The organism is Bacillus sp. SIMBA_154, from assembly GCF_046536015.1.
Classification (GTDB): domain Bacteria; phylum Bacillota; class Bacilli; order Bacillales; family Bacillaceae; genus Bacillus; species Bacillus pumilus_P.
Genome location: NZ_JAWJBV010000005.1, coordinates 120975 through 146993, shown reverse-complemented (window position 1 = coordinate 146993; position 26019 = coordinate 120975). Strand labels below are relative to the sequence as shown.

The following is a 26019-nucleotide window of genomic DNA, read 5'->3' as shown; positions in this document are numbered from 1 at the left end:
GTGGAGACCCGGAATTACTTAATCAAACCGATGTTAAATCAGGATTATCCTGTGGCTGTGAAAGGAGAGGGGATTTATTTATATGATCGAGAAGGAAATAAATATGTAGATGGATCATCGGGTGCGGTTACGGCGAGTATTGGACATGGCATACAAGACATCATTGATGCCATGACAGAGCAAGCGAAAAAAGTGAGCTTTACGTACAGGTCACAATTCACAAATGAACCAGCGGAAGAACTTGCCTATGAATTGAGTACCCTTTGCCCAGGCAATCTGAACTGGTCTTTTTTTGTCGGAAGCGGATCAGAGGCAACAGAGACAGCGATGAAAATCGCGATACAGCATTGGCAGGAGCAGGGGAAGACTGAAAAGAATCACATCATATCAAGATGGATGAGTTATCACGGCATCACGCTTGGTGCGCTGTCAATGTCAGGTCATATTGCAAGAAGAGAGCGCTTTGAACCACTGCTTGAAAAACACCCGGTGCTGTCTCCGCCGTATAGCTACCGGTCATGGCTGCCAAAAGAAGAAAGCAAACAGGTCGAGTGGTATGTACAGGAATTTAACACCGTCATCCAGCGTATAGGAAAAGAGAGGATTGCAGCCTTTATTGCTGAGCCAATTGTTGGAGCAGCGGGAGCAGCACTTGTTCCGCCCGACGGATATTTTGAGGCGATGAAGCGGGTCTGTGAGGAAAATGACATTTTAATGATTGCAGATGAAGTCATGACAGGCTTTGGACGAACTGGGAAAATGTTTGCCATGGAGCACTGGGGTGTCGTACCAGATATCATGGTTCTTGGGAAAGGAATGAGTGCCGGCTATTCACCAATTGCGGCAACCGTATCAGCGGATCATGTGATCGCTCCAATTCTCAGTGGCTCAGGCTCTGTAATGACCGGTCATACGTTTAGTGCCAATCCGCTTTCAGCAGCCGTCTCACTGGCCGTCATTCGATATATGAAAAAACATCAGCTTCATGAACGAGCTGACCTGTCCGGTCGATATTTAATGAATGCCTTAAAAGACTTGCAAACAAACCATTGCATCATCGGGGATGTAAGAGGAAAGGGACTGCTTATTGGTATAGAGTTTGTCGCAGATCGATTATCCAAAACGCCATTTCCTGCACATGCTCAGATGACCAATCTAGTCGTTGAGACGGCAAAGCAAAATGGATTGCTTGTGTATCCAGCAAGCGCTGGAGAGGACGGAGTGGGAGGCGCAGCTGTCATGATTGCACCGCCGCTTTCCATTACGCAGCAGGAGATGGATGAACTCATTCATCTATTCGGGCAGACCATCACGCAGGTCGAACAAGAAGTCATCAATCGAGGGTTTTTCCCATCTGCGATGTAGGGAGGAAAAAATATGAACAAAACAGCGGGCTTTGATGAAGTGATCGCGCGTTTTAAAGACGGCATGACCATCATGTTTGGCGGGTTTGGGGGCGTGGGTTCACCGCCATCATTGATAGATGCCATTTTAGAAGCCAATATCAGAGATCTGACATTGATTGGAAATGATGCAGGCTTCCCGCAAATTGGTGTTGGCCGGCTCATCACAGAAGGGAGAGTCAAGAAAATCATTGCTTCTCATATTGGCTCCAATCCCATTGCCGGGCAGAAAATGCAGGCAGGTACATTAGACGTTCTCTTTTACCCGCAGGGCATCCTAGCAGAAAAGATCAGAGCAGGCGGGATGGGGCTAGCGGGCATTGTCACAGATGTCGGCATGGATAGCCTGAATCTTGGTGAGAAACAATTGGTTCCGCTCAATGGAAAGAACTATATCCTTGAGCCTGCGCTGACAGCGGATATTGCTATTGTGAATGCCCTCAAAGCAGACGAAGCAGGCAATCTGATATTTGATAAAAGTGCACGGAATACAAACCCGATTGTAGCGATGGCAGGAGACTGGACCATTGCGGAAGTAGAAGAGATTGTGCCTGTGGGCAGTCTTCATCCAGAGGAAATCGTGACACCAGGCGTATTTGTAAACCAAATCGTGCAATCAAAAGGAGTGAACTGGACATGGGCATGGGAGACATCGATTTAAGACACCGCATAGCCAAACGTGCGGCGCAGGAAATTGAAGATGGCATGATCGTCAATCTAGGGATCGGTATCCCGACACTTGCAGCTGAATACATCCCAGCACATTACCGGGTGTGGCTGCATGCAGAAAACGGCATTATGGGGGCAGGCGCCTCACCTGTACAAGGTGAAGAAGATCCAAATTTGTGCAATGCTGGTGGTTTTCCAATTACGTTAACAAAAGGCGGCTCATACATGGACAGCACGACTGCTTTTGGCATCATTCGAAAAGGCATGCTGGATATGACCATTTTAGGTGCACTTGAAGTAAGCAGTCAGGGTGATCTTGCGAATTGGATTGTGCCAGGCAAACGAGTACCTGGAATGGGCGGAGCGATTGAGCTGGCGCAAAAGGCGAAAAAGGTTGTGGTGGTGATGAGCCACCTTGATAAACATGGACAGTCAAAGGTGAAATCCGCCTGTACGCTGCCATTAACCGCTAAATCTTGTGTGGATCTGATTATTACGGATATGGCGGTCATTGAGGTCAAGTCGCAGCTGCTCATTTTGCGTGAAGTCATGCCGCCGTTTCAGCCGGAAGATGTCATAAGGGCGACAGAGGCCCCGTTAATTTTAGCGCCTGATGTCAAATCTGTTGTGTAGAAAGGATGACCGACTTGCAGCCAATTACACGTATCAGAAGCTGGATGAGAGAGCACCAGGATGAAGCCATTACGCTTCTAAAGCAAATGGTGCAATGTGATAGCACCCAAGGAAATGAACAAGAAGTACAGCAAATCGTGGCAAATAAACTGTCAGCCATAGGCTTTGATGTAGATGTATGGGAAATCGGCGGCGCTGACTTGCTGGAACATCCTTATTTTTATTCTACGCGGCGTTCTTTTAAAGGTAGTCCCAATGTCGCTGGACGATTGAAAGGGAAAGGGGACGGCAAATCCATTTTATTGAATGGTCACGTGGATGTTGTCCCAGAAGGAGATACGAATCAATGGACATATCCGCCCTACAGCGGGCATATCATAAACGGGAGACTTTATGGACGCGGGGCAACAGATATGAAAGGCGGGAATGTTTCTTTACTCTTCGCACTTGAGGCGCTGCATGCGCTTCAGATTCCGCTGAAAGGAGATGTGGTGTTCCATAGTGTGGTCGAAGAAGAAAGCGGCGGGGCAGGCACACTTGCAGCGATACTGAGAGGGTATACAGCAGATGCTGCCATCATACCGGAACCAAGTCATATGAAAATCTTTCCGATTCAGCAGGGGTCTAAGTGGTTCAGACTGCATATTAAAGGAAGGGCAGCTCATGGCGGAACAAGATATCACGGTGTCTCCTCTATTGAAAAAAGCACCATTGTCCTTTCACATATAGCGGGACTAGAAGAAGAAAGAAATCGGCGAATCACCGAGCCGCTGTTTCAGCATATCCCCATTCCGGTCCCGATCAACATTGGGAAAATTCAAGGCGGTGATTGGCCGTCCTCTGTAGCAGACCTTGTCATAATGGAAGGCAGACTTGGCGTGATGCCTGGTGAGACAGTTGAGCAGGCAGAGGAGGAATTAGAAAATTGGATGGCGGGACTCGGGGAAAAGGATGAATGGTTCCAAGATCATCCTGTAGAGGTCGAATGGTTTGGAGCAAGGTGGCTTCCAGGGTCAATCGATGCGGATCATCCGCTTCTAGGTCTATTGAAGGAACAATATGAAGAGGTATTAAAGCAGCCGCCAAAGGTTGAAGCCGCCCCATGGGGAACAGATGGCGGATTACTGTCACAGGCGGCGGGTATTCCGATCATTGTGTTCGGACCTGGAACAACGGAGCTTGCCCATTACCCGAATGAATCCATCGACATTGAGCATGTGATCGAAGCAGCTGAAATTATCGCGGGTACGATGATGAAATGGTGCGAAGTAGCAGAATGATGCGAAAAATTGATCACAAAAAAGAAGGCTGTCTCACTCAGCCTTCTCTTTATGTGTGTCCTGCTGCTCACACATATATGTCACTGGACAAAAACGAAGAATGCCAGATGCCAGTTTCATACCGCCAAACATGATGCTGAAAAGAAGCATTTTACTCCATGGTTTTCTAGCATACAAGGACCCAGCCACAGTACATATTGTCATTCCGCAGGCAATTCTAATGAGCGCTTCCATTAAGCCAAGATTAGGTTTCATTGAAGGTGAATCTCCTTTTTTAAAATTATTTTAAGTGTGATTTCAAGAAATTGTAACGTTTCATTAATGCGTAACGTGGTTCGTTATGTTACGATAGGGCTAATACAAATGAAGGAGAGTATGTGAATGTCCGAACGTACTTTTAATTGGAGAAACAATGACATCCGCACACAAATCGATGTAGTCGACTCAAAAATAGTTCCAACACTCCTTTTAACGAATGGACTCGTGCTAAACCCGTTTTTGAAGCAATGGGTGAAGGCAAATATTTGGATACATGATGATCGAATTGTTTATGTCGGAGCAGAGCTTCCTCAAAATAAATCAGCCAAACGTGTGATTGATTGTGAAGGGAAATACATTGTGCCAGGGTATATTGAGCCTCATGCGCATCCGTTCCATATTTATAATCCCCAATCACTTGCAGAATATGTGTCTCAATTTGGCACAACAACAATGGTCAGCGATAACTTATTTCTTCTTTTGCAGAGCAATGAAAAGAAAGCGCTTTCCACTCTATGTGAATTAAAAAAGCAGCCATTTCAGTATTTTTGGTGGTCCAGATACGATCTTCAGACTGAAGTAAGATATGAAGATGAAATGCTTCCAATCAACTATCGCAAGGAATGGATTGATCATCCTGACGTCCTTCAAGGCGGCGAATTAACAAGCTGGCCAAGATTGATGGACGGTGATGATCTCATTTTATATTGCATGCAAGAAACGAAGAAGCAGAGAAAACGAATTGAAGGGCATTTTCCCGGCGCTTCTGAGAAAACGCTAACAAAAATGAAGCTGTTTGGAGCGGACAGTGATCATGAAGCAATGAATGCAGATGATGTGCTAAAGCGCTTGTCTCTTGGCTACTATGTTTCACTGCGGCATTCTTCCATCCGCCCAGATTTAGTGAACATTTTAAGAGAACTACATGAACGCGATTTTAGGCACTATGACCACTTTTTCTATACAACAGATGGAGCTGCCCCTCACTTTTATGAGGAAGGCATGATTAATCGTTTAATTTCAATTGCCCTTGAAGAAGGCGTGCCCACGATTGATGCGTACAATATGGCGACATTTAACATTGCAAAATACTATCAAATGGATGACTTATTAGGCGTTGTCGGTCCAGGTCGATTGGCTTCTTTGAATATTTTAGATGATCCGATGAACCCAAATCCTGAAACGGTTATTTCTAAAGGGGTTATTCTCAAATTAGATGGTGAGAACCAGCATCAATTTCAAGAAACAAAATGGGAAAATGGCGGGCTTGTTCCACTAGACTTAGGCTATGACCTGACGATGAGCGATTTGCAATTCTCCATGCCTCTTGGTGTCAAAATGAGAAATGCCGTTATCATGGAGCCGTATACAGTGGAGATTGATAACTCCGTGAACCAGCTGTCCTGTGACCATGATCAAAGCTTCTTTAGCCTGATTGACCGAAAAGGCGAGTGGCGTGTGAATACGATGCTAAAAGGTTTTGCAAATAAAGTGCAGGGCTTTGTCAGCTCATTTTCGCTCACGGGTGACATTTTAGTGATTGGGAAAAATAAAGAGGACATGATGCTGGCACATAAGAGAATGAAAGAAATCGGCGGGGGGATCGTCCTCACAGAGAACGGGAAAATTTTGCACGAAATCCCGCTGCAATTATCAGGCTGTGCATCGGCCGAACCGTTTGAGACTGTTCTTCAGCAGATACAAACATTACGCGAGCTGCTCATTGAGCGAGGCTATCCATTTGACTGTCCAATTGATACACTTGTCTTTTTCCAAAGTACACATTTGCCGTATATTCGAGTGACACCAAGAGGAATATTTGATGTCATGAAAAAAACTGTACTCTTTCCGTCTATAATGCGTTAAAATATAACAGAGTGGAGCTGTATCACCTTTGCCACATTTCTGACAGCTGTTATAGGGCAGAAGTGAGCAATGGGTCTCTTCGCTGCCATGTAAGTGAAAATGATCTTATGTGCGATGTTGACAAAGCAGAGGGCTTTGACATGACGAGTGAAGTGCCCTAATTGTAAAATGAATCTGTCGGTTACGCTGGCCGACCAACATATTTTGAATGATTGAGCAAGGCGGGACGCTTGTTTGTTGTCTCGCCGTGCTTTCCACACTGTATTTAGGGCAGACCTAATGGAGCAGAAGTGATCTACATATCGGAAGCAAACAAGTTTGTCAGATTGTCGTACAAGGAAAATGACAAAACTTGTCGAATTTGTTTACGATAAAGAAGCTTCGGCTTACGAAAGAACCTGACGGCGGCATTTTCAGAGTAGAACCAAACCTGTCATGATTCGTTCAAAGCTCATTGCTGAGGTTGAAAAAAATGAGTCAGGAAAGATACCGCTTTCTCGGAAAAATGTCGTGCGAAGCGGTGTGCCAATAGTAAAGGAGAAGATGTATAAAGATGCAAATTGATAAATTAAGGGGCAAAAGCTTAGATCAATTATTCAACTCCATCTTATCCCTTAAAGACCTGGAAGAATGCTATCGATTTTTTGATGATTTGTGTACCATCAATGAAATCCAATCTTTATCACAGCGTCTTGAAGTAGCGCGTATGCTTCGCGAGGGAAACACGTATCATAAAATTGAGACGGAAACAGGTGCGAGCACCGCAACCATTTCACGTGTCAAACGCTGCTTGAACTACGGAAACGATGCCTATACGATGGCACTTGACCGCGTAGCAGAACAACAAGCAAAAGACGAAACAAAATAAAGCAGCCTTCACTGTAAACAATCCTTTTTCCGAAATGGATTTGTTTGCAGTTTTTTTATCGAAAGCGCTGTGAAACGACGAACAGGGACTGATGAAGTGGCCCCTGTTCTTTTACTTTAGCTCGCCCATAAACCACCTTTTTCTCACGCATACTCTTTCTCCCCTTTTCCATTCACTTCTCTAAGTTCTTTATACGTGATTGATCAGGAATATCAATGAAAAAGGTGCGTCTCCGCACCTTTTAAAGCTAGACAGACTGCTGTGTGTCTGAGAACATAGGCACTTCGCTTGTTTGGCCATTCTCTTGTCTAAAGATAATATGTTTTTCATGAAAATGAATGGGCGATTCAATACCAGCAGCTGCGGATAAGTTAAATAAACCTTCTCTAAGAGACAGGATATAATTGCATACTCGGTATTTCTTTTCTTCAATCGATAACCCCTTTTGCAGCTTTGGATCAGTCGTGGCGACTCCTACTGGGCATTTATTCGTGTGACATACTTGCGCGCGAATGCAGCCGACTGAAAACATGAGTCCTCTTGCGATATTTACAAAGTCAGCACCCATTGAAAGGGCAATCGCAATTTTATCAGGTGAGAGAAGTTTGCCAGAAGCAAACAGCTTGAGCTGATCTCTGACACCATATTCCTTCAATATTTGATGAACCATTGGGAGTGCGGTGAAAATCGGCAGGCCTGCGGAATCGGCCAATTCATGAAAGGAAGCTCCTGTGCCGCCTTCTCCGCCATCCACTGTAATGAAATCAGGGTGCTTTCCGCTTTTTTTCATATAGCTGGCAAGCTCTTCAATGTCTTCTTTATGTCCGACAACAAGCTTGATTCCAACGGGCTTTCCGCCTATACTTCGCAGTTGTTCAATAAAATCAAACATGTCCGGAATGGAATTGAACATCTCAAATCGGTTCGGGCTGTCAATCGATTGGTGAGGCGGTAATTTACGGATATGCGCAATTTCTTCTGTGACTTTTTCTCCGTCAATGTGACCGCCGCGTGTTTTCGCTCCTTGTGCCAGCTTGAGTTCAAAGGCTTTGACTTCTTCATGTTCACTTTTTTTCTTAAATTCTTCGAAGGAAAATGCGCCATCCTCTGTTCTGACTCCAAATAGACCTGGACCAATCTGGCAAATGATATCGGCGGCGCCTTTGAGGTGATAAGGGGAAAGTCCGCCTTCACCAGTGTTCATCCACGTGCCGCCGGCCATTTTCAATCCGGAGGATAGCGCCGTAATCGCCCGGTCGCCTAAGGAGCCATAGCTCATGGCGGATTGACCAATCAGTCCCTTTACATGGAAAGGTTTCCGACACGTCTTTTCTCCAATGATTTGTACATCCTCTTCATGAAGATAATAAGGTTTTGCTTCGACTTCTTTGATATGTTCGCTTCTTCGCAGTAAATTATCTTGATCAATCTGATACACTTTTGTTTGAATTTTTTCGGATTGATCAATTCGTAATTCATCTCGCTGTTTTGGAAACAGAACGTTTCGAATGTAATAACCAGGCTTGTCAAAATCACGTTTTGATCCAAACCCCATCGTCCGGCTGTTGTACTTTCCAGACATGACGGCCTGCTCGTATTCTCTTCTCGAAAAAGGAAGCTCCTCTCGATCATTGAGAAAGAGATATTGGCGAAGCTCAGGTCCTATTTTTTCGAAAATGAACCGTAGTTTTCCAATGACCGGATAATTTCGCAGGACAGAATGTTCTTCTTGCTTTTCATCCCTCATCCAAATCCATATCAATAAAATGATGGGTACGATCAAACAAATCACTAGCAGTGCGGCTATGACAATTAAAGTAGTTGTCATGTCATCCCTCTTTTCTCTTTCATTACTGTTGTTATTCCACTTTTCCTTCAAAGAGAAACCACATGAACATATTGTGACGTTTAGAAATGAAGAGGCGGGGTAACTTAAAAATAAGCTGACAAGGGGAGGGAACATATATGAATAAGCGTCCAAATACGTATGTACTTGCAGGATTAGGGGTTGGAGGTGCTGTGTTATTAGCGGTTAAAAATAAACAGCATCTGAAAAAATGGGCAAGCATGTTCCGATCAAATGAAAAGGTTCCTGAAAAAGCCGGCCATCCTGATCCGTTAGATATCCAAGACAACAAGATGGTCGATGAAGGGGCTATGACATCTGTCCATTATTTTAATGAAGTGAAACAATAGTTTGAAAAAACCGTTTTGACCATTCAAAACGGTTTTTTCTTGTCTTTCTTTTGACGTTATATCGAAGAGGATCGACAATGGTAAAACCAATCAGTCCATTGTGATCAGGCGTCGAGAATTGAAATTCAATGCCCGATAAATGATAGGTTGAGAGAACTTCCTGATCCGTAAAACGTAATGAAAGCTCGTCCTCATAAACGGGTGTGTGCTTCAAAACCTCGGCTTCTTCTGCAAATAACTCCAGCCCAGCCACTCGGCCCTCTTTGTCGATGTCTGCGTTCACACATTCATTCACGTCTAATTCAATGGTTTCTTTGATTGTCCCGATTCCAGGCGGGATGAGATAGATGTATCCGATGTCGATCGTTTGATCATATGTGATGGTTCTTTTCAAATCATTCACCTGCTTGGTAGATAGTAAAATGTTCCTTTATTGTATAATATCATGTGATGAGACGAAGTAGCTCGCATTTCAGTTCAGCATCAATATATTTATCTCCCTCAGCTCCTCTTGAAGTGGATCTTTCCATATAGTCTCCATTAGCCTTACCTAGAGTTGAAATCGTCTATTTTCAAAAGAATGAAACTTTTAGCTGAAGGAGGTTACCCGTTTTTTGCGGTCACTGATTTTGTTATAATATTTAAATGGAATGAAACGAATGGAGGAACGTTTTTCATGTATGATGTTACCGAGTGGAAGCATGTCTTTAAACTCGATCCAAATAAAGAGATTTCCGATGAACAGCTAGAAACGATTTGCGAATCTGGTACGGATGCCATATTGATTGGCGGCAGTGACAATGTGACAGAGGACAACGTGCTCCAATTGATGTCAAAGGTCCGCCGGTTTCTTGTGCCATGTGTGCTTGAAATATCAACACATGAGATGATTGTGCCGGGCTTCGATCTGTATTTCATCCCGGCCGTATTAAACAGCTCTCATCCTGATTGGATTGTTGGGCTTCATAAGGATGCGATGAAGGAATACGGTGATTTGATGTCAATGGAAGAGATTGTGCCAGAAGGATATGTGATCTTGAACAAAGATTGTAAAGCGGCCAAGCTTACAGAGGCAAATACAGCGCTGGATATAGATGATGTAAGGGCATATGCAAGAGTGGCAGAGCATTTGATGAAACTGCCCATTTTTTATCTAGAATACAGCGGGACGCTTGGAGACATAGAGCTTGTCAAAGAAACAAAAGCAGTGCTTCACGAAACGGTTCTTTTTTATGGCGGCGGCATTGAGAACGCAGATCAGGCAAAAGGCTTTGCACAGCATGCAGACGTGGTCGTTGTAGGGAACGTCATTTATGACAATTTCAAAGAAGCGTTAAAGACAGTCGACGCAGTCAAAAAGTCATCATAGTCAAACGAGACGAAACGGGTTAAAATAGAACATAAGTTCGAATTGGCGGTGAATGGAATGAATGAAATATCGAATCATCTATTAGAAGGGCTGAATGACGCGCAGAAAGAAGCGGTCAAAGCAACAGACGGTCCGCTATTACTGATGGCAGGAGCAGGAAGTGGTAAAACACGGGTGCTCACACATCGAATTGCATACTTAATGGCAGAAAAGCATGTCGCTCCGTGGAACATTTTAGCGATTACGTTTACGAATAAAGCAGCACGTGAAATGCGTGAACGTGTCCAAGCCATTTTAGGGCCTGGCGCAGATGACATTTGGATTTCTACGTTTCACAGCATGTGTGTCCGAATTTTAAGACGCGATATTGACCGCATTGGTGTGAATCGCAACTTCTCCATATTAGACACATCTGATCAGCTTTCAGTGATTAAAAACATTTTAAAAGAACGAAATATTGATCCTAAAAAGTTCGACCCACGCAGTATTTTAGGATCAATCAGCAGTGCAAAAAACGAACTCATTGATGCAGAGGAATACGCAAAAACAGCCGGGGACTTTTACGATCAAGTGGTCAGCGATGTGTATACAGATTATCAAAAACGATTACTCAAAAACCAGTCACTCGATTTTGATGATTTGATTATGATGACGATCCGTCTGTTTGAACGCATCCCTGAAGTATTAGAGCATTACCAGAGGAAGTTCCAATACATTCATGTCGATGAGTATCAGGATACAAACAGAGCGCAGTACATGCTTGTGAAGCTGCTCGCTCAGCGTTTTCAAAATATTTGTGTCGTCGGTGACTCAGACCAGTCCATCTATCGCTGGCGCGGAGCGGATATCACAAACATTCTTTCCTTTGAAAAAGACTATCCGTCCAGTGAAGTGATTCTGCTTGAGCAAAATTACAGATCGACGAAACGCATTTTGCATGCCGCAAATACGGTCATACAAAACAATGCGAATCGTAAACCAAAAAACCTTTGGACAGAAAATGATGAAGGAGCAAAGATTGCCTATTACCGTGCAGATAATGAATTCGGCGAGGGACAATTTGTCGCTGGAAAGATTCATCAGCTTCATCAAAGCGGAAAGCGTAAATTATCCGATTTTGCGATCCTCTATCGAACCAATGCTCAGTCCCGTGTCATAGAGGAAACATTATTGAAGTCAAACATTCAATACAACATTGTCGGCGGTACGAAGTTCTATGACAGAAAAGAGATCAAGGACATTTTGGCGTACTTACGACTTGTGGCAAATCCAGATGACGATATTAGTTTTGCGCGAATTGTCAACGTACCAAAGCGCGGAATCGGAGCCACATCTGTTGATAAAATTGCGGCATATGCAGAGATGAATGACCTGTCTATGTTTGAAGCGCTTGGTCAGGTAGATTTCATTGGACTGAGTGCGAGGGCAGCCAATGCTCTTGATGAGTTCAAACAGCTCATTGATCAAATGACGAACATGCAGGAGTATTTATCTGTCACAGAATTAACAGAAGAGATCCTCGAGAAAACAGGCTATCGTGAAGCGCTTAAGGTCGAAAAAACGATTGAAGCACAAAGCCGCTTAGAAAATATTGATGAGTTTCTATCTGTCACAAAGAATTTTGAAGAACAAAATGAAGACAAATCACTTGTGACCTTCCTGACGGATCTCGCCCTCGTCGCAGACATTGATAAGCTGGATGAAAATGAGGAAGAAGATCAGGATGCCGTCATCTTAATGACCCTTCACGCCGCAAAAGGTCTAGAATTCCCTGTTGTTTTCTTAATGGGGATGGAGGAAGGTGTCTTCCCGCACAGCCGTTCATTGATGGAAGATGCCGAGATGGAAGAAGAACGCCGCCTTGCATACGTAGGCATCACACGGGCTGAAGAAGAGCTTTATTTATCAAGTGCTAAAATGAGAACATTATTCGGCCGGACGAACATGAACCTTGAATCAAGATTCATTAGAGAAATACCAGCCGATTTATTGGACAACCTAAATGAGAAAAAAGAAAAGAAAACACCGTTTGGCCAAACAAGAGAAAGACCGCAAAGACGGGGCCCTGTCTCTCGTCCGCAAACTCAAACCATTCAAAACACAGGTGCCGGCAGTATTGGCTGGGCTGTGGGCGATAAAGCAGCCCATAAAAAATGGGGCGTTGGAACGGTCGTGAGTGTGAAAGGCAGCGGAGACAGCACAGAGCTTGATATTGCGTTCCCAAGCCCTACAGGCATTAAGCGGCTCCTCGCAGCATTTGCGCCAATCGAGAAGCAATAAACCGATAGGACTTATAAAACGGATGACTTGAAAGGAAGAAGCAGATGGATAAAGAAGCAGCGAAACGCCGGATCGAGGAACTGCACCAGATTTTGAATCAATACAACTACGAATATCATACACTTGATCGTCCAAGTGTTCCTGACGCTGAATATGATGCGCGGATGCGTGAGCTGATCTCTCTAGAGGAAGAACACCCTGATTTAAAAGCAGCCGATTCCCCCTCACAGAGAGTAGGGGGTGCTGTGTTAGATGCCTTCCAAAAAGTGCGTCACGGCACACCAATGCTCAGCCTCGGGAATGCGTTTAATGAACAGGACCTTCTTGATTTTGACCGCCGGGTTCGTCAAGCAGTCGGTGACGATATCGCATACAATGTCGAGCTGAAAATTGACGGACTCGCTGTTTCTCTCCGTTATGAAAATGGAGTGTTTGTCCGAGGTGCCACGCGTGGAGATGGGACAACGGGTGAGGATATTACAGAAAACCTAAAAACCATTCGCTCCATCCCGCTCAAAATCAATCGTCCTCTGTCGATTGAAGTGAGAGGGGAGGCATTTATGCCAAAACCTTCTTTTGAAGCATTAAATGAAAAAAGATTACAAAACGAAGAAGAGCCGTTTGCGAACCCGCGTAATGCGGCTGCGGGCTCACTTCGTCAGCTTGATACGAAAATTGCAGCGAAACGAAACCTTGATATCTTCGTCTACAGTATAGCGGAGCTTGATGAAATCGGTGTTGAAACGCAAAGCGCGGGACTCGACCTTCTCGACGAACTTGGCTTTAAAACCAACAAAGAAAGACGGATGTGCCAAACGATTGAAGAAGTGATTGATCTCATCGAAACACTGAAAACAAAGCGTGCCGATTTTTCTTATGAAATCGACGGAATTGTCATCAAGGTCGATTCCTTGGCTCAGCAGGAAGAGCTTGGCTTTACAGCAAAAAGTCCGCGCTGGGCTGTTGCGTACAAGTTCCCTGCAGAAGAAGTCGTGACGAAGCTGCTTGACATTGAACTGAGCGTGGGGCGTACAGGTGTTATCACACCAACAGCGATTCTTGAGCCTGTAAAAGTAGCAGGGACGACCGTGCAGCGTGCTTCTCTTCACAATGAAGATTTGATCAAAGAAAAGGATATTCGCCTTTTTGATCAAGTGATTGTGAAAAAAGCGGGCGATATTATTCCGGAAGTCGCAGGCGTCCTGATCGATCAGCGTACAGGAGAAGAAAAGCCGTTTCACATGCCGACTGAATGCCCAGAGTGTCATAGTGAGCTGGTGAGAATTGAAGGAGAAGTCGCCCTGCGATGCATCAATCCTGAATGTCCCGCACAAATACGTGAAGGACTCATACACTTTGTTTCTCGTAATGCGATGAACATCGATGGTCTTGGCGAGCGTGTTATTACACAGCTTTTCAAAGAACAGCTTGTGTCTCGTGTGTCAGACCTTTACCGATTAACGAAAGAAGAGCTCATTCAGCTCGAACGAATGGGCGAGAAATCTGTCGATAATTTACTGCGTTCGATTGAGCAATCGAAAGAAAACTCTCTTGAGCGTTTACTGTTTGGTCTCGGCATTCGATTTATTGGTTCTAAAGCGGCGAAAACCTTAGCGATGCATTTCGAGGACATCGATCAATTAAAGCAAGCGACAAAAGACCAATTACTCGAGGTTGACGAAATTGGTGAAAAAATGGCCGATGCAGTCGTCACTTACTTTGAGAAAGAAGAAATATTGGATCTGCTAAATGAACTTAAAGAACTTGGGGTCAATATGAACTACACAGGGCCTAAGCCGGTGAAAGCAGAAGAAAGTGATTCCTACTTTGCAGGAAAAACAATCGTGCTTACAGGGAAATTAGAAGAAATGTCTCGAAACGATGCAAAGACAGCGATCGAAGCATTGGGCGGCAAATTAGCAGGTAGTGTGAGTAAAAAAACAGACTTAGTCATTGCCGGAGAAGCAGCTGGTAGTAAACTGACAAAAGCAGAAGAACTCAATATTGAAATTTGGGACGAAGCTAAAATGCTTGAGGAGCTAAAGAAATAAGAGGAGTGTTTTCTATTGAAAAAGTTGTTATTGCTGCTGACAATGCTCACACTGGTACTGTCAGCGTGTGCACCTTTTGGGGGAAAGGACGAGGAAGAGGTCACACAAAAAACGGATGAAACGAAGGAAACAGCGATCATCCCCATGTACAATATCTCTGACTCCTATTACAAAATGGTGCTGCCGTTTAAACAAGGGGCTGCAAGAGGATTAACAGCAGAGCGTCTCAATACACGCTTGGATATTGATGAATTTGAAATAGGACTCATGCGCCTGGCAACAGAGTCATTTAATACAAACGACTATCTTTTCCAAGAAGGACAGCATTTAGATGAGGATACCGTTCTCAGCTGGCTCGCGCGCAAAAAAACAGGCAGTGATCTGAAAAAAGCTGAAAAAGCAGATAAAGACTTTAAGAACCTAGGCTTAAATCCTGCTCTTCCAAACTCAGGTTCAACAAAGTCAAAAAACGAAAATAGTCCAATATACTTATCTTCGATGCTAGAGCATAATTACTTAATTCGAAAAGACAAAAATAGCTTACAGCTTGGTGGAGTCGTCATTGGTCTTGCACTGAACTCTGTCTATTATTATCGTGAAAATATCGGTGATCCCCAGCAAGAGGTGACCATCGATTCATCGAAAAATTCAAAGAAACTCTTGGCAGAGGGCGAAAAAATCGCTGAGCAAGTGATCAAACGAATTCGTCAAATGGATGGTTTGCAAAAAGTGCCTGTCATGATTGCCCTTTATAAACAAGCGCCAAAATCGTCGATTGTACCAGGAAACTTTATCGCCAAAACCGATGTGAAAGCAGGCTCAGCTGATATCGGCAATTGGGATACGATCAAAGAAGAGAATGTATTCTTCCCTTCAAATAATGCGAAAAGTAACTACAAAGATGATTCAGAGCGATTTGACCGCTTCAAGACAAAGGTTGAAGACTACTTCCCGAATTACACTGGAGTGGTAGGAAAAGGTTTCTATAAAAACGGAAACCTGCAAAAAATGAAAGTAGAAATTCCAATGCAGTTCTACGGAAAAACGGAAGTCGTGGCTTTCACGCAATATTTAACAGGTGAAGTGATGGACTACTATAAGAGCACAAATATAGAAATTAACATCACATCTTCTGATCAACAAGAAGCCCTGATCACGAAAAATGCTGAAGACAAAGAACCTATCGTCCATATATATGACTAATAAAAAACCGCCTTTTGGCGGTTTTTTAAATTAGGTAAAATGTATCAAATCATGAAAAAATTGTTATAAAAAGTAGAAGTGTAGAAAATAATGTATTATTATGATTGGTAATGAAGAGAAAATGGAGATAAATATGAAAAACAAATCATTTTACTTTTTATTAGGGGGTCAAACCCTAGCTAATTTTGGGGATTCACTATATGTCCTCGTTCTTACCATCCTGACGTATCAATTAACAAATTCTACGCTGATTGCTTCAATGGTAGCCGTCTCGCAGTTTGTTGGACAAGCACTTGGAGCGATACTCATCCCTTTCTTTATGTATCAGCTTAAGCTAAAAAGGCTCATTATCTATTTGCAAATTTGTCAAATTACTTTCTTCGGCTGCTTAATTTTCATTTATATTCTACAACTATCAACATTTTCTATTCCTCTTTTTTTTATCATTGTATTTCTACTTTCTTTGATAGATGGAGGAACCATTCCTGTTCGAAATTCAATGATTCCACGTTTAGTAGAAAAGCACTTTTTACTAAAAGCCAATAGCTATATCTTAACTTCTGATCAAATTGTCCTTTTACTAGGCTGGCTTTTAGGAGGACTATTTATTGGCATTCTAGGACCACAATTTTTACTTTTGACGACACTTGTTTTATACAGTTTGTCGCTCATATCCATGCTCTTTATCATCGATACTGGAGCTGCGGCTAAACAAGAGAAACAGTCTGAATCATTTGGTGCAAGGGTCTTTTCAGGCTGGAAGCTCATGTATGAGAAGCCGACAATTCGAACATTAACGATTTTAGAAATGCTTTCCATGTGCGGCAGAAGTATTTGGACTGGTGCCATTATCCTTGTCTATGTTACAGAAGTCTTACACCAGCCTGCCACATGGTGGGGCTTTATTAACGCAAGCTATTTTGGCGGAACCATTCTAGGCGGCCTGCTCGTGCTGCGGTTTGCAAAGCATGTGGAACAGCGTTTGTTTGATCACATTTTTTACAGCTCGGTGATCGTTGCCGTATTGACCCTATGCTTAGGGCTGAATCATTCAGCTTGGCTGAGTTTGTTATTTGTCTTTTTGTTAGGCCCAGCCTTTCAGCTTCGCAGCATTTCCATTCGCACATATGTACAAGATACACTGAGTCAAATTGAATTGCCTAAAATACTATCAGCTCAACATACACTATCAACTTTTATATACGGAATGTCCATCCTCATTATGAGCACCATGACCGATCTCTTTGGGGCAAGAGTCGTCTTTTTTATAAACGTTGTCCTGTTTACTGTGTCGGCTTTCCTAGCGTCTAGATTAAAAAATGAACAAATTTAGACATTTTATCTCAATTATTTACAAAAATACTATTGTATGATTTAATATGTTCGTAGAAATGTTAACTATATGAAAAGTAGAGGTGGCGTAATTGACTAGTAGTTTAGTATATTGGCCATTAACACATCCGCAGCGGCGCGTGATGAACATGGAAACATTTTATCCAAAAACACCGATCAATCATATTGGCGGTATCATTTTTGTCAATGGGCCGTTGCAGCTCGACAAACTGAAGCAGGCCATTGCATCTTGTATCAAGACGACAGAATCACTTCGTCTCAAGCTAGTAGAGAAAGACGGAGAGATTCTTCAATACGTTGCTTCAAACACAGACAACCATATTCCTGCCTATGAGTTTTCCACACATGAACACATGTTAGAATGGGCCGGAAAAGCCTTCAAAACACCATTTCAGTTACTAGAAACCTCTCTCGCCGAATTTGCCGTATTGAAAGTCGGCGAACAGCATTCCGGTTATTTCATCAAATGCCATCATACTGTAGCAGATGGATGGTCGATGAAAGTCATCATCGATAAAATTAGTCAACTTTACACTGCTCTTACACACAGCTCCTCTATCGAACAAGAAGCAGACAATCATTCTGTTTTTATTGATAAAGAATCGAAATATATGAACTCCCCAAGATTTAAAAAAGATCAGCAATTTTGGAAAGAAACATTATCTGATGTGTCTGAAAGTGATTTGGTACAGGGAACTGACCAAATCAAAGGCCATCGACAAAGCCATTATCTTGATCGACAACTCTCAGAAAGAATCTATGAATTTATAGACACCCATCATTGTTCAATCAACTCTTTATTTACTTTAGGCCTCTTCGTTTACTTGCATAAAAAATACCAGCAAAAAGATTTTATTATTGGGACGCCAGTTCTCAATCGTTCCGGGCAAAAGGAGAAAGCCACATCCGGTATGACCGTCAGCACAATGCCTTATCGAATGAAGATCGATCCTCATCTATCTTTGTTAGAAAGTCTGACAGACGTTCAAAAAAACTATAAGGCTTACTTCCTGCATCAGCGCTATCCATATGACGCACTTGTCAAAGATTTAGAGCTTGCAAAGGCAGGATATGATCAGCTTTTTCAAATCTTTATCAACTCCTACAGCACAAATATGGTGCAGGAGATGGAAGGGTACGCAGTTGAATACATAGAGCTTTACAATGGCTTCCAGCCATACGGTTTACAAGTTGCTGTGAAAGAATGGGATGAAAAAGGGCAAATCGAGCTGCAATATGATTACAAAATCTCAGATTACGGCAAGGAAGACATCAATTTTCTTCATGAGAGGATGCTCCTATTTGTCGAGAACATACTCACCCAGCCTAAGCAGCACATAAAAGACGTACTTCTTATGACAGAAGAGGAGAAACATCGAGAGCTTTATCAATGGAATGACACAGCCGTCCGATTTCCACAGAAACAAAAAATCCATGAATTGATCACAGATATGTCTAAGACTTCCCCTGATCGAATCGCACTTCAGGATGGATCTCATGTAATGACATACGGTGAACTTGAGAGAAAAACCAATCAAATGGCACATTTCCTCCAAACAAAAGGCTTACAGAGGCATGACTTTGTTGCAGTATGCATGAACCATTCACCAGAACTTATTGTGCTGCTGCTTGGAATTTTAAAGGCGGGCGGTGCATACGTACCGATTGATCCTGAGTATCCGCAGGAGCGCATTCAGTTTATTTTGGATGATAGTCAGGCGAAGCTGTTTTTCACAGAACAAGCGTCGTCATACCATTTTGAAGGCGATACGTACAATGTGTATAGCGTGTGGGATGACTTAGATCAGTATGATTCAGCACATTCATTCATTGGAGATGCTGGAGATGTCGCATATATGATCTATACGTCCGGCTCTACAGGACAGCCAAAGGGCGTCATGATTGAGCACCGAAGCTTAGTGAACTATATCTTGTCTGCCAAAACACACTATACAGATTCAGCAGATGATCATTTTGCCTTGTATTCATCCATTGCATTTGATTTAACTGTGACATCCATTTATACGCCATTGGTGACTGGAAGTACAGTGGTGATCTATCGTCAAGAGGATCAGTCAGGTTTTTTACTAGAACATATCTTGTTTGATCAAAAAGCAAAAGTCATCAAACTGACACCAGCTCATATGGCGCTGCTAACAGATGCTGCACTGTCTCAATCAGTAGTGAAACGGATGATTGTTGGCGGGGAGCAATTACCGGCAGCTTTGGCCAAAAGAATCACAGAGGCAAGTGATGGACGAATTTCGATCTTTAATGAATATGGACCAACTGAAGCAACCGTTGGCTGCATGATTCATCAATTTCAACAAGACGATGGCGGGACGTCAGTGTCTATTGGTGTGCCGATGCCAAATACGGAGATTTACCTTTTAGATGAAAATCAGCAAGTGGTGTTACCAGGGACAGTAGGAGAAATGTATATTTCAGGCGAGGGTGTTGGCAGAGGATATTGGCAAAGACCTGATTTGCAGGAATCGCGCTTTCTGCCGAATCCATTTGTAAGCCATCGCCGCATGTACCGAACAGGTGACATTGCCAAACGAGCAAATGATGGAAAGATTGAATATATTGGCCGGCTTGATCATCAAATCAAGCTGAGAGGCTACCGGATTGAGCTGGGGGAAATTGAACTTGCGCTTATGGCACTCGATGAAGTTGATAAAGCCGCTGTCATTGATCTAACCGATCAGGCTGGAGAAAAACAGCTGGCTGCTTATATTGAATTAAAAGAAAAAGAGATGACGACCTTTTTACTAAGAAAAAAATTATCAGAGCAGCTGCCAGCTTATATGGTCCCAGCGTATATTGTCATACTAGATGAGCTCCCGCTAACTCAAAACGGAAAAGTCAATCGAGCAGCACTGCCTGATCCATTGCTGTCTCAAGTGGAAACAGAGGTTGAATGGTCTAAGGAAAAAGCGGTCATCGAAGAGATCATAATAGATACAGCAAAAGATATCTTAGGGCATGAAAAGATCGACCCAGCTGATCATTTTTATCAGCTTGGCGGTGACTCCATTAAGGCGATTCAATTTATTGCGAAGTTAAAAGACAAGGGACTCTATTTAAAAACAAAAGATATATTTACTTATCCAATTTTTAGAGAAATGGCACAAGTCGTCCAGCAAGAACCGGCATTACATATCTCACAAGAGCAGGCTGAGGGCGATGTGAAATCGATACCAATTGTCGAATGGTTCTGGTCCCAGCGGTTAAAAGACGAACATTTCTGGCATCAATCCATCATTGTTCATTCAAAGAAGAAGATGGATGAAAGGATCTTGAACGATGCTTTAAAAGAGCTGGTCATTCATCATGATGGATTAAGGTTAAAAGTACAAGAAACGACAAACACACTCTATTATGATGAAAGCATGCAGCATATTCCGCTGATGATACACGATTTCACGGAGCTGTCAGAAGAGAATGTGCAAGAAGCGTTAAAAGAAGTGGGTTTTCAGTTGAAGCAGAGGACCCATCTTTATCAAGGACCATTAATTCAGGCAGCACTTTGTCAAACCACAGCTCAATCACATCTCATTTTTGCCGCACATCATCTTTTAGCTGACGGCATGTCATGGCAAATTCTTGTGGAGGACTTGATGAAATTATTGCATGCAGAAAAGGTCACAGCAGAGATGCTTCCGCTCAAAACACATTCATATCAGACGTTTGCGGAGCGGATGAACCAGTATGCAGCATCAGGTGATGTAAAAAAGGAATTCAGCTATTGGCAAAAAGAGGTGCAGGATATTCAGCCTTTGTATCAAGTGGCTGCAAATGAGGGATATGTCAAAGATGAAATCAAATTGACCAAGGTATTATCAGTTGAGCTGACGGATCAATTGATCAATCAAGCGAACAAGGCGTATCAAACGCAGCCTCATGAATTGTTAATCTCAGCGTTAACGCAAGCCTGTTCTCAGCAAACGAATCAAAAGCAGATTTCTTTAGAATTAGAAGGCCATGGCAGGGATGCTGTGCAGGAAGATATTGATGTGTCTAGAACGTTCGGATGGTTTACAACCATGTATCCAGTGAATGTGAATGTTTCTGAATCTGTTGCAGATCATATTCGGGCTGTCAAAGAAACGATACGTGAAGTACCAAATAAAGGTGCAGTCTATGGTCTGTTGTCACTCATCAATAGACAGCTTCCGGACCATTCAGCGCCACAACTACGGTTTAACTATTTAGGTGAGATCGATCAGGTACTTAAACAATCACCTGATTATGAGATGTCCTATTTTTCTTCAGGTGCTGATTCGTCATTAGATAATCAATTAACAACCGTCATCGATATGGTCGCAACAATCAAGGGTGGTCAGCTGATTTTCCATCTATCTTTTAGTGAAAAACAGCTGAGTGAAACAGAGATGACGCAGCTTTTGCATGAGGTAGAGCGGCAAATTGAACGTTTGGTTCAGCATTGTCTAGAGACGGAAGAGATCGAATTTACACCGTCTGACTTTGAGACAGTGGACATGTCTCTTGAAGAAATGGATTCGTTATTTACATGAGGAAGAGTCAGCACATTGTCTACATTTCATTTGTCCTGGCAATGTTATGGATCAGTAGTGTTGCCGGCCAAACAAATGCACAAGCAGCGATTTCATCTAAGGCCATTGATCAAGTGATTGAAGAACAGATGGAGCATGGGCGCATTCCAGGCATGTCCGTTGTGGTTGTGAAAAAGGACCAAGTGGTGTACCAAAAAGGCTTTGGTTATGCGGAGCGAAAGAAGAAGGAGCCTGTGACAGACAGCACTTTTTTTGAAATTGGCTCTACATCAAAGGCGTTTACCGCCCTTGCTATTGTTGACCTAGAGAAACAAGGGAAAATAGATCTGAAAGAACCGGTAAGTAGCTATATTCCAGGTTTTTTTCCAACGTACCATGGCAAGCCTCAGCGGATCACAGTGGATCAATTGATGCATCACACAAGCGGCATTCCCTTTCAAACCATTGCGCTTATCCAGCCAGATGATGCAAAGGATGCGTTGAAAAAAACAGTCCATCAGCTGAAATCAATCGAACTTAACCGCAAGCCGGGAAGCTCCTTTGAATATGCCACCATCAACTATGATGTCCTTGGTCTCATCATTGAAAATGTAACAAGGCAGCCATATGAGGCATATATGAAAGGGCTGTTTAAAAGACATCATCTTGACCAAACGGAGGCTGGGCCCGAACGAATGAAGCACGGTGTTGTTTCGGAAGGGTTTAAACTGCAATTCCTTGCTCCGCATGTTTATCACGCACCGGAATATCGAGGCAATACCCCTGCTGGCTATATTGTGATGAATAGCCAGGAGGTTGGTACTTGGCTGCAATATCAATTGACCGATTCAACGTGGTCTCGTTTTGTGAAAAATCCTGATCACTTGACTGTGAATGTCCCAGACGAAGGGAAGCATGTCTATTACAATGCCGGCTGGTATATAGAAAAAAAACATGAGCATGTGAAATCGTTATTCCATGCAGGCTCTAACCCAAATTATTCATCATTTTTTCTGATCCAGCCAAAAGAAGGCGTTGCGATCGGAGTGTTAGCAAATATGAATAGCAGCTACACCGAACAAACGGCTCGTCTTGTTGCCAAAGCGATTGTGGGAACAAATGATCAAGAAGAATCATCAATGGATCCATTTCAGCTCATTGATCAATTGAGTCTTGCCGCTACATGTCTTTTTATTTTACTGCAAACGGTGTCTATTCTTCGATTTATCAAGTGGAGGAAGCGTGTAAAAAGTGGTGCTGTGGTTCAGCGGAAAATGACACTTGGCGTTTGGCTGAAAGGTCTCTGCTGGGTATTGCTCTTGATCGGAATATTGATCCTGCCAATGATTCTATCGCAGGCTGCCTTTAATGGGCTGCCTTGGAAAATGATTTTTGTATGGGGACCTTCCTCTCTCATTGAACTAGCGATCTCTTATTATTTGTTTTTTGTTTGGTTTTGTACGATTGGTTTCATCAAAGGATTCATGGTGACATCTACTGCTGGAAAGAGAGGACAAAAAGATGACCATCAAACAGATTTCGGGCATTCATCCTTATAATGATTTGTTTTATCGCAGCTGCTTCTTCAATTGCTTTTTCCCGATTGTCAAGCTGCATGATCAAGAAGTCGCTCCATACTTATTAAATGATCAATTCGCATATGAACTTACAGAAGAAGGTTTTTTGCAGATTGACTGGATGTCGACACACGATCCAGAAAAGATTATGAATTTACAAGGCATTCAAGTCGAAAAAATCACGCGTTGTGCCAATCTCACTGAGAAAGTCAAACAAGATGTGACGCTGAATCGCCCGGTTATTGTGTGGGTAGATCCTTACGTTCAGCGAGGTAGAAAAGAGTATTTGACGACACATAGCCGGCATTCGATTTTAATCACGGGTTTTCATGAAAATCAGCAAATTTTCCATGTATTAGAGAATCGGCATTTAGATAATTTGTCGTATGAGCATCAAGTGTTGCCATATACAGACGTGCAGAAAGGATATGACACCTTTCATGATTATTTTCAGCCGAATGATCAATTTCATTCCTATGCGGCTTTCCACTTTGATTCGAAAAAGGTCTCGACTGAATTATTTGCTCAAAAAACAGCTTATTTCCTGAGAAATATGCATGGTCAGCTTGACGCAATAGAAAAAGGAATCACAGCACTCGAAACATTTTATGAGCAGTTTTCGCAATTGAATGACATCGAGAAGCTCGTGGCATCTTTCAATCAGGTCATCAATACGAAGAAAGTGGAGCTGTATCGGCTGAGTCTGATCAAAGAAGATCTGCCTGAGTTGATGCGGTGGATGGAACGTATTTTAGCAGAATGGGAGAAAGCGAGGCATCAGGCAGCGAAACTCCTTTTTTCAGGTGACATGTCCAGCAGGTACCAAGCCAGCATCAAAGCTTCCTTAGAACAAATTATCCATGATGAAAAAAACTGGCTTGAAGCGTTGGCAATCAAATGCAAAAGGGAGTGTGGCGTGTCGTGAAGTTATTTTGCTTACCGTACGCAGGTGGAGCAAGCACCGTATTCAGTACGTGGAAATCTTATATAGACCTGTCGATAGAAATTCGTGCACTTGAACTCCCTGGACACGGGACAAGAATGACAGAGCCTGTGCTGACCGATTTACAGCAGGTCGCAGATGATCTTTATTTACAGGCGTCCTCTTTCTTAAAAGATGGAGAGCCCTACGCCATTTTCGGTCATAGTATGGGAGCTGTCCTTGCATACGAATTACAAAAAAGAATGAAAACAAGATTCAACAAAGAGCCTGTCCATGTCTTTTATTCTGGACGCTTTCCACCACATATTCCAGAAAAGAAAGTCTATCATCAGCTGTCAGATACCAAATTAAAAGAGGCGATTATTGCAATGGGCGGCGTTCCTGAGGAGCTTGCCGATAACCATGCAGTACTTGATTTCTTTCTGCCGATTTTAAGAGCAGACTTTCAGCTTCTAGAGACCTATCAGTGTGATGAAGTCGTTCCAGCTGCTTGTCCAATTTCTATTTTTTATGGTACGCGAGATTTGCCTTCTGTGCTGTTTGATTTAGACGATTGGGACCAATATACAAGCGAAGATTGTGCGTTTTTTGAATTCGATGGAGATCACTTTTTTATTCATTCATTAACAAATGAAGTGGTAGAGAAAATCAATGTCATTTTAAAGCGAATTGGAGTGTTGGAGAAATGAACACGAAGCACATAGGCGTGATTGGAGCAGGTGTGATGGGGGCTGATATGGCTTTAGACCTTTCAGCAAATGGCTATCAAGTCACACTAGTTGATATCACAGAAGAAAAACTAAACGAAGCGCTAGAAAAAATCAAGAAGACATACCAATTGGTTCAATTTGTGAGAAAGAAGAAAATTTCGTTGTCTTTAGAAAACGTATTGTCTCAAATCCAGCTAACGACTTCATTTGAAGGCTTACATGATGCGCATATCGTCATTGAAAATGTGACAGAAGATTGGGAGATGAAAAAACCAATTTATGAAAAGCTGCGAGATATATGTGCGAAAGAAACCATTTATTTTGTCAACACAAGCTGTATTTCCATCACAAAGGTAGGGGCCCTTATGCATTACCCTGAGAAGGTTATTGGGGCGCATTTTATGAACCCTGTTCCTCTTAAAGCGTTAGTTGAAGTGATTAGAGGAAAAGCAACGTCTGATGACACAGTTGAAACGGCAAAAGGTTTCTTGAAATCCTTTGATAAAACACCTGTAGTGGTACATGATCTCCCAGGATTTGTTTCCAACCGAGTGCTTATGCTGACAATCAACGAAGCCATTTGGACGGTGCAAGATCAAGTTGCCACACCAGCGGATGTCGATAAAATTTTCCGCGGAGGTTTCGGTCATAAAATGGGTCCACTTGCGACAGGTGACTTGATCGGGCTCGATACGATTTTGAATTCATTGCTTGTTTTATACGAGAGTTACAAAGATCCGAAGTTCCGTCCGTGTCCTCTACTTGTCAAAATGGTCGACGCAGGCGAGTACGGAAAAAAATCAGGTAAGGGCTTTTTCCAATATGACATGTGAGAGGAGA

General features: G+C 42.9%; 20 protein-coding genes and 2 pseudogenes. 19 read left to right on the top strand and 3 right to left on the bottom strand.

The window, feature by feature from the left end; translation table 11 throughout:
* Genes R0K30_RS10125 through R0K30_RS10110 form a run of 4 tightly spaced genes read left to right on the top strand, consistent with a single transcriptional unit; the run spans position 1 to position 3985 of the window.
* Positions 1–1365: an aspartate aminotransferase family protein gene (locus R0K30_RS10125; RefSeq protein ID WP_410610498.1), complete on the top strand. Its 1365-nt coding sequence runs from the start codon at positions 1–3 to the stop codon at positions 1363–1365.
* A 12-nt stretch (positions 1366–1377) separates the two neighbouring features.
* Complete coding sequence (locus tag R0K30_RS10120) at positions 1378–2064, top strand: CoA transferase subunit A (RefSeq protein ID WP_367308170.1); 687 nt, start codon at positions 1378–1380, stop codon at positions 2062–2064.
* On the top strand, positions 2040–2705 hold the full coding sequence (locus tag R0K30_RS10115) for a 3-oxoacid CoA-transferase subunit B (RefSeq protein WP_249705250.1): 666 nt from the start codon (positions 2040–2042) through the stop codon (positions 2703–2705). Before R0K30_RS10120 ends, R0K30_RS10115 begins: the two co-directional genes overlap by 25 nt.
* Positions 2706–2719: 14 nt before the next feature.
* The gene (locus R0K30_RS10110) at positions 2720–3985 is read left to right on the top strand and encodes a peptidase (RefSeq protein ID WP_410610495.1); all 1266 of its coding nucleotides are present in this window, start codon (positions 2720–2722) and stop codon (positions 3983–3985) included.
* Between the two features lie 33 nt (positions 3986–4018).
* Here R0K30_RS10110 and R0K30_RS10105 read toward each other — a convergent pair whose 3' ends face one another.
* Positions 4019–4240, bottom strand: a complete 222-nt coding sequence (locus R0K30_RS10105; protein ID WP_034320223.1) for a YgaP family membrane protein — start codon at positions 4238–4240, stop codon at positions 4019–4021.
* Positions 4241–4366: 126 nt separating this feature from the next.
* Here R0K30_RS10105 and R0K30_RS10100 point away from each other — a divergent pair, with 126 nt between their 5' ends.
* The gene (locus tag R0K30_RS10100; protein ID WP_230031517.1) at positions 4367–6109 is read left to right on the top strand and encodes an adenine deaminase C-terminal domain-containing protein; all 1743 of its coding nucleotides are present in this window, start codon (positions 4367–4369) and stop codon (positions 6107–6109) included.
* Positions 6110–6662: 553 nt separating this feature from the next.
* A complete protein-coding gene (locus R0K30_RS10095) occupies positions 6663–6977 on the top strand; it encodes a YerC/YecD family TrpR-related protein (RefSeq protein ID WP_099727379.1) in 315 nt (104 codons plus the stop codon).
* A gap of 247 nt (positions 6978–7224) precedes the next feature.
* On the opposite strand, the gene R0K30_RS10090 is transcribed toward R0K30_RS10095, so the two are convergent.
* Positions 7225–8805: an FMN-binding glutamate synthase family protein gene (locus R0K30_RS10090; protein ID WP_410610492.1), complete on the bottom strand. Its 1581-nt coding sequence runs from the start codon at positions 8803–8805 to the stop codon at positions 7225–7227.
* Positions 8806–8942: 137 nt separating this feature from the next.
* Between R0K30_RS10090 and R0K30_RS10085 the strand changes: the two genes are divergently transcribed.
* Positions 8943–9173: a hypothetical protein gene (locus R0K30_RS10085; RefSeq protein WP_249705252.1), complete on the top strand. Its 231-nt coding sequence runs from the start codon at positions 8943–8945 to the stop codon at positions 9171–9173.
* On the opposite strand, the gene R0K30_RS10080 is transcribed toward R0K30_RS10085, so the two are convergent.
* Positions 9154–9576 (bottom strand): DUF2283 domain-containing protein, encoded by a 423-nt coding sequence (locus R0K30_RS10080; RefSeq protein ID WP_257213768.1) that lies wholly within the window; start codon positions 9574–9576, stop codon positions 9154–9156. The two genes, R0K30_RS10085 and R0K30_RS10080, sit on opposite strands and share 20 nt — an antisense overlap.
* A 273-nt stretch (positions 9577–9849) precedes the next feature.
* Between R0K30_RS10080 and pcrB the strand changes: the two genes are divergently transcribed.
* From pcrB to R0K30_RS10030, 12 genes and pseudogenes are all read left to right on the top strand, one after another.
* Entirely contained in the window at positions 9850–10542 is a 693-nt protein-coding gene (gene pcrB / locus R0K30_RS10075; protein ID WP_410610490.1) for a heptaprenylglyceryl phosphate synthase, read from the top strand.
* 57 nt (positions 10543–10599) lie between these two features.
* Positions 10600–12822: a DNA helicase PcrA gene (pcrA, locus tag R0K30_RS10070; protein ID WP_099727374.1), complete on the top strand. Its 2223-nt coding sequence runs from the start codon at positions 10600–10602 to the stop codon at positions 12820–12822.
* A gap of 44 nt (positions 12823–12866) precedes the next feature.
* A complete protein-coding gene (gene ligA / locus R0K30_RS10065) occupies positions 12867–14873 on the top strand; it encodes an NAD-dependent DNA ligase LigA (RefSeq protein ID WP_230031522.1) in 2007 nt (668 codons plus the stop codon).
* A 15-nt stretch (positions 14874–14888) separates the two neighbouring features.
* Positions 14889–16076, top strand: a complete 1188-nt coding sequence (locus R0K30_RS10060; protein WP_370461142.1) for a CamS family sex pheromone protein — start codon at positions 14889–14891, stop codon at positions 16074–16076.
* A gap of 133 nt (positions 16077–16209) precedes the next feature.
* A complete protein-coding gene (locus R0K30_RS10055; protein ID WP_230031523.1) occupies positions 16210–17409 on the top strand; it encodes an MFS transporter in 1200 nt (399 codons plus the stop codon).
* A 91-nt stretch (positions 17410–17500) separates the two neighbouring features.
* Positions 17501–18793, top strand: a pseudogene (locus R0K30_RS24050) (condensation domain-containing protein); the annotation flags it as partial.
* Positions 18785–20062: pseudogene (locus R0K30_RS24045) on the top strand (non-ribosomal peptide synthetase); the annotation flags it as partial. The pseudogenes R0K30_RS24050 and R0K30_RS24045, both read left to right, overlap by 9 nt.
* A complete protein-coding gene (locus tag R0K30_RS24040; RefSeq protein ID WP_486304016.1) occupies positions 20039–21970 on the top strand; it encodes a condensation domain-containing protein in 1932 nt (643 codons plus the stop codon). The pseudogene R0K30_RS24045 and the gene R0K30_RS24040, both read left to right, overlap by 24 nt.
* On the top strand, positions 21967–23508 hold the full coding sequence (locus R0K30_RS10045; protein ID WP_410610483.1) for a serine hydrolase domain-containing protein: 1542 nt from the start codon (positions 21967–21969) through the stop codon (positions 23506–23508). The genes R0K30_RS24040 and R0K30_RS10045 overlap by 4 nt, the downstream gene beginning before the upstream one ends.
* Positions 23471–24451: a C39 family peptidase gene (locus R0K30_RS10040; RefSeq protein ID WP_410610481.1), complete on the top strand. Its 981-nt coding sequence runs from the start codon at positions 23471–23473 to the stop codon at positions 24449–24451. The genes R0K30_RS10045 and R0K30_RS10040 overlap by 38 nt, the downstream gene beginning before the upstream one ends.
* Positions 24448–25158: a thioesterase II family protein gene (locus R0K30_RS10035; RefSeq protein WP_410610479.1), complete on the top strand. Its 711-nt coding sequence runs from the start codon at positions 24448–24450 to the stop codon at positions 25156–25158. The genes R0K30_RS10040 and R0K30_RS10035 overlap by 4 nt, the downstream gene beginning before the upstream one ends.
* Positions 25155–26012 (top strand): 3-hydroxyacyl-CoA dehydrogenase family protein, encoded by an 858-nt coding sequence (locus R0K30_RS10030; RefSeq protein ID WP_410610477.1) that lies wholly within the window; start codon positions 25155–25157, stop codon positions 26010–26012. Before R0K30_RS10035 ends, R0K30_RS10030 begins: the two co-directional genes overlap by 4 nt.
* Positions 26013–26019: the final 7 nt, after the last annotated feature.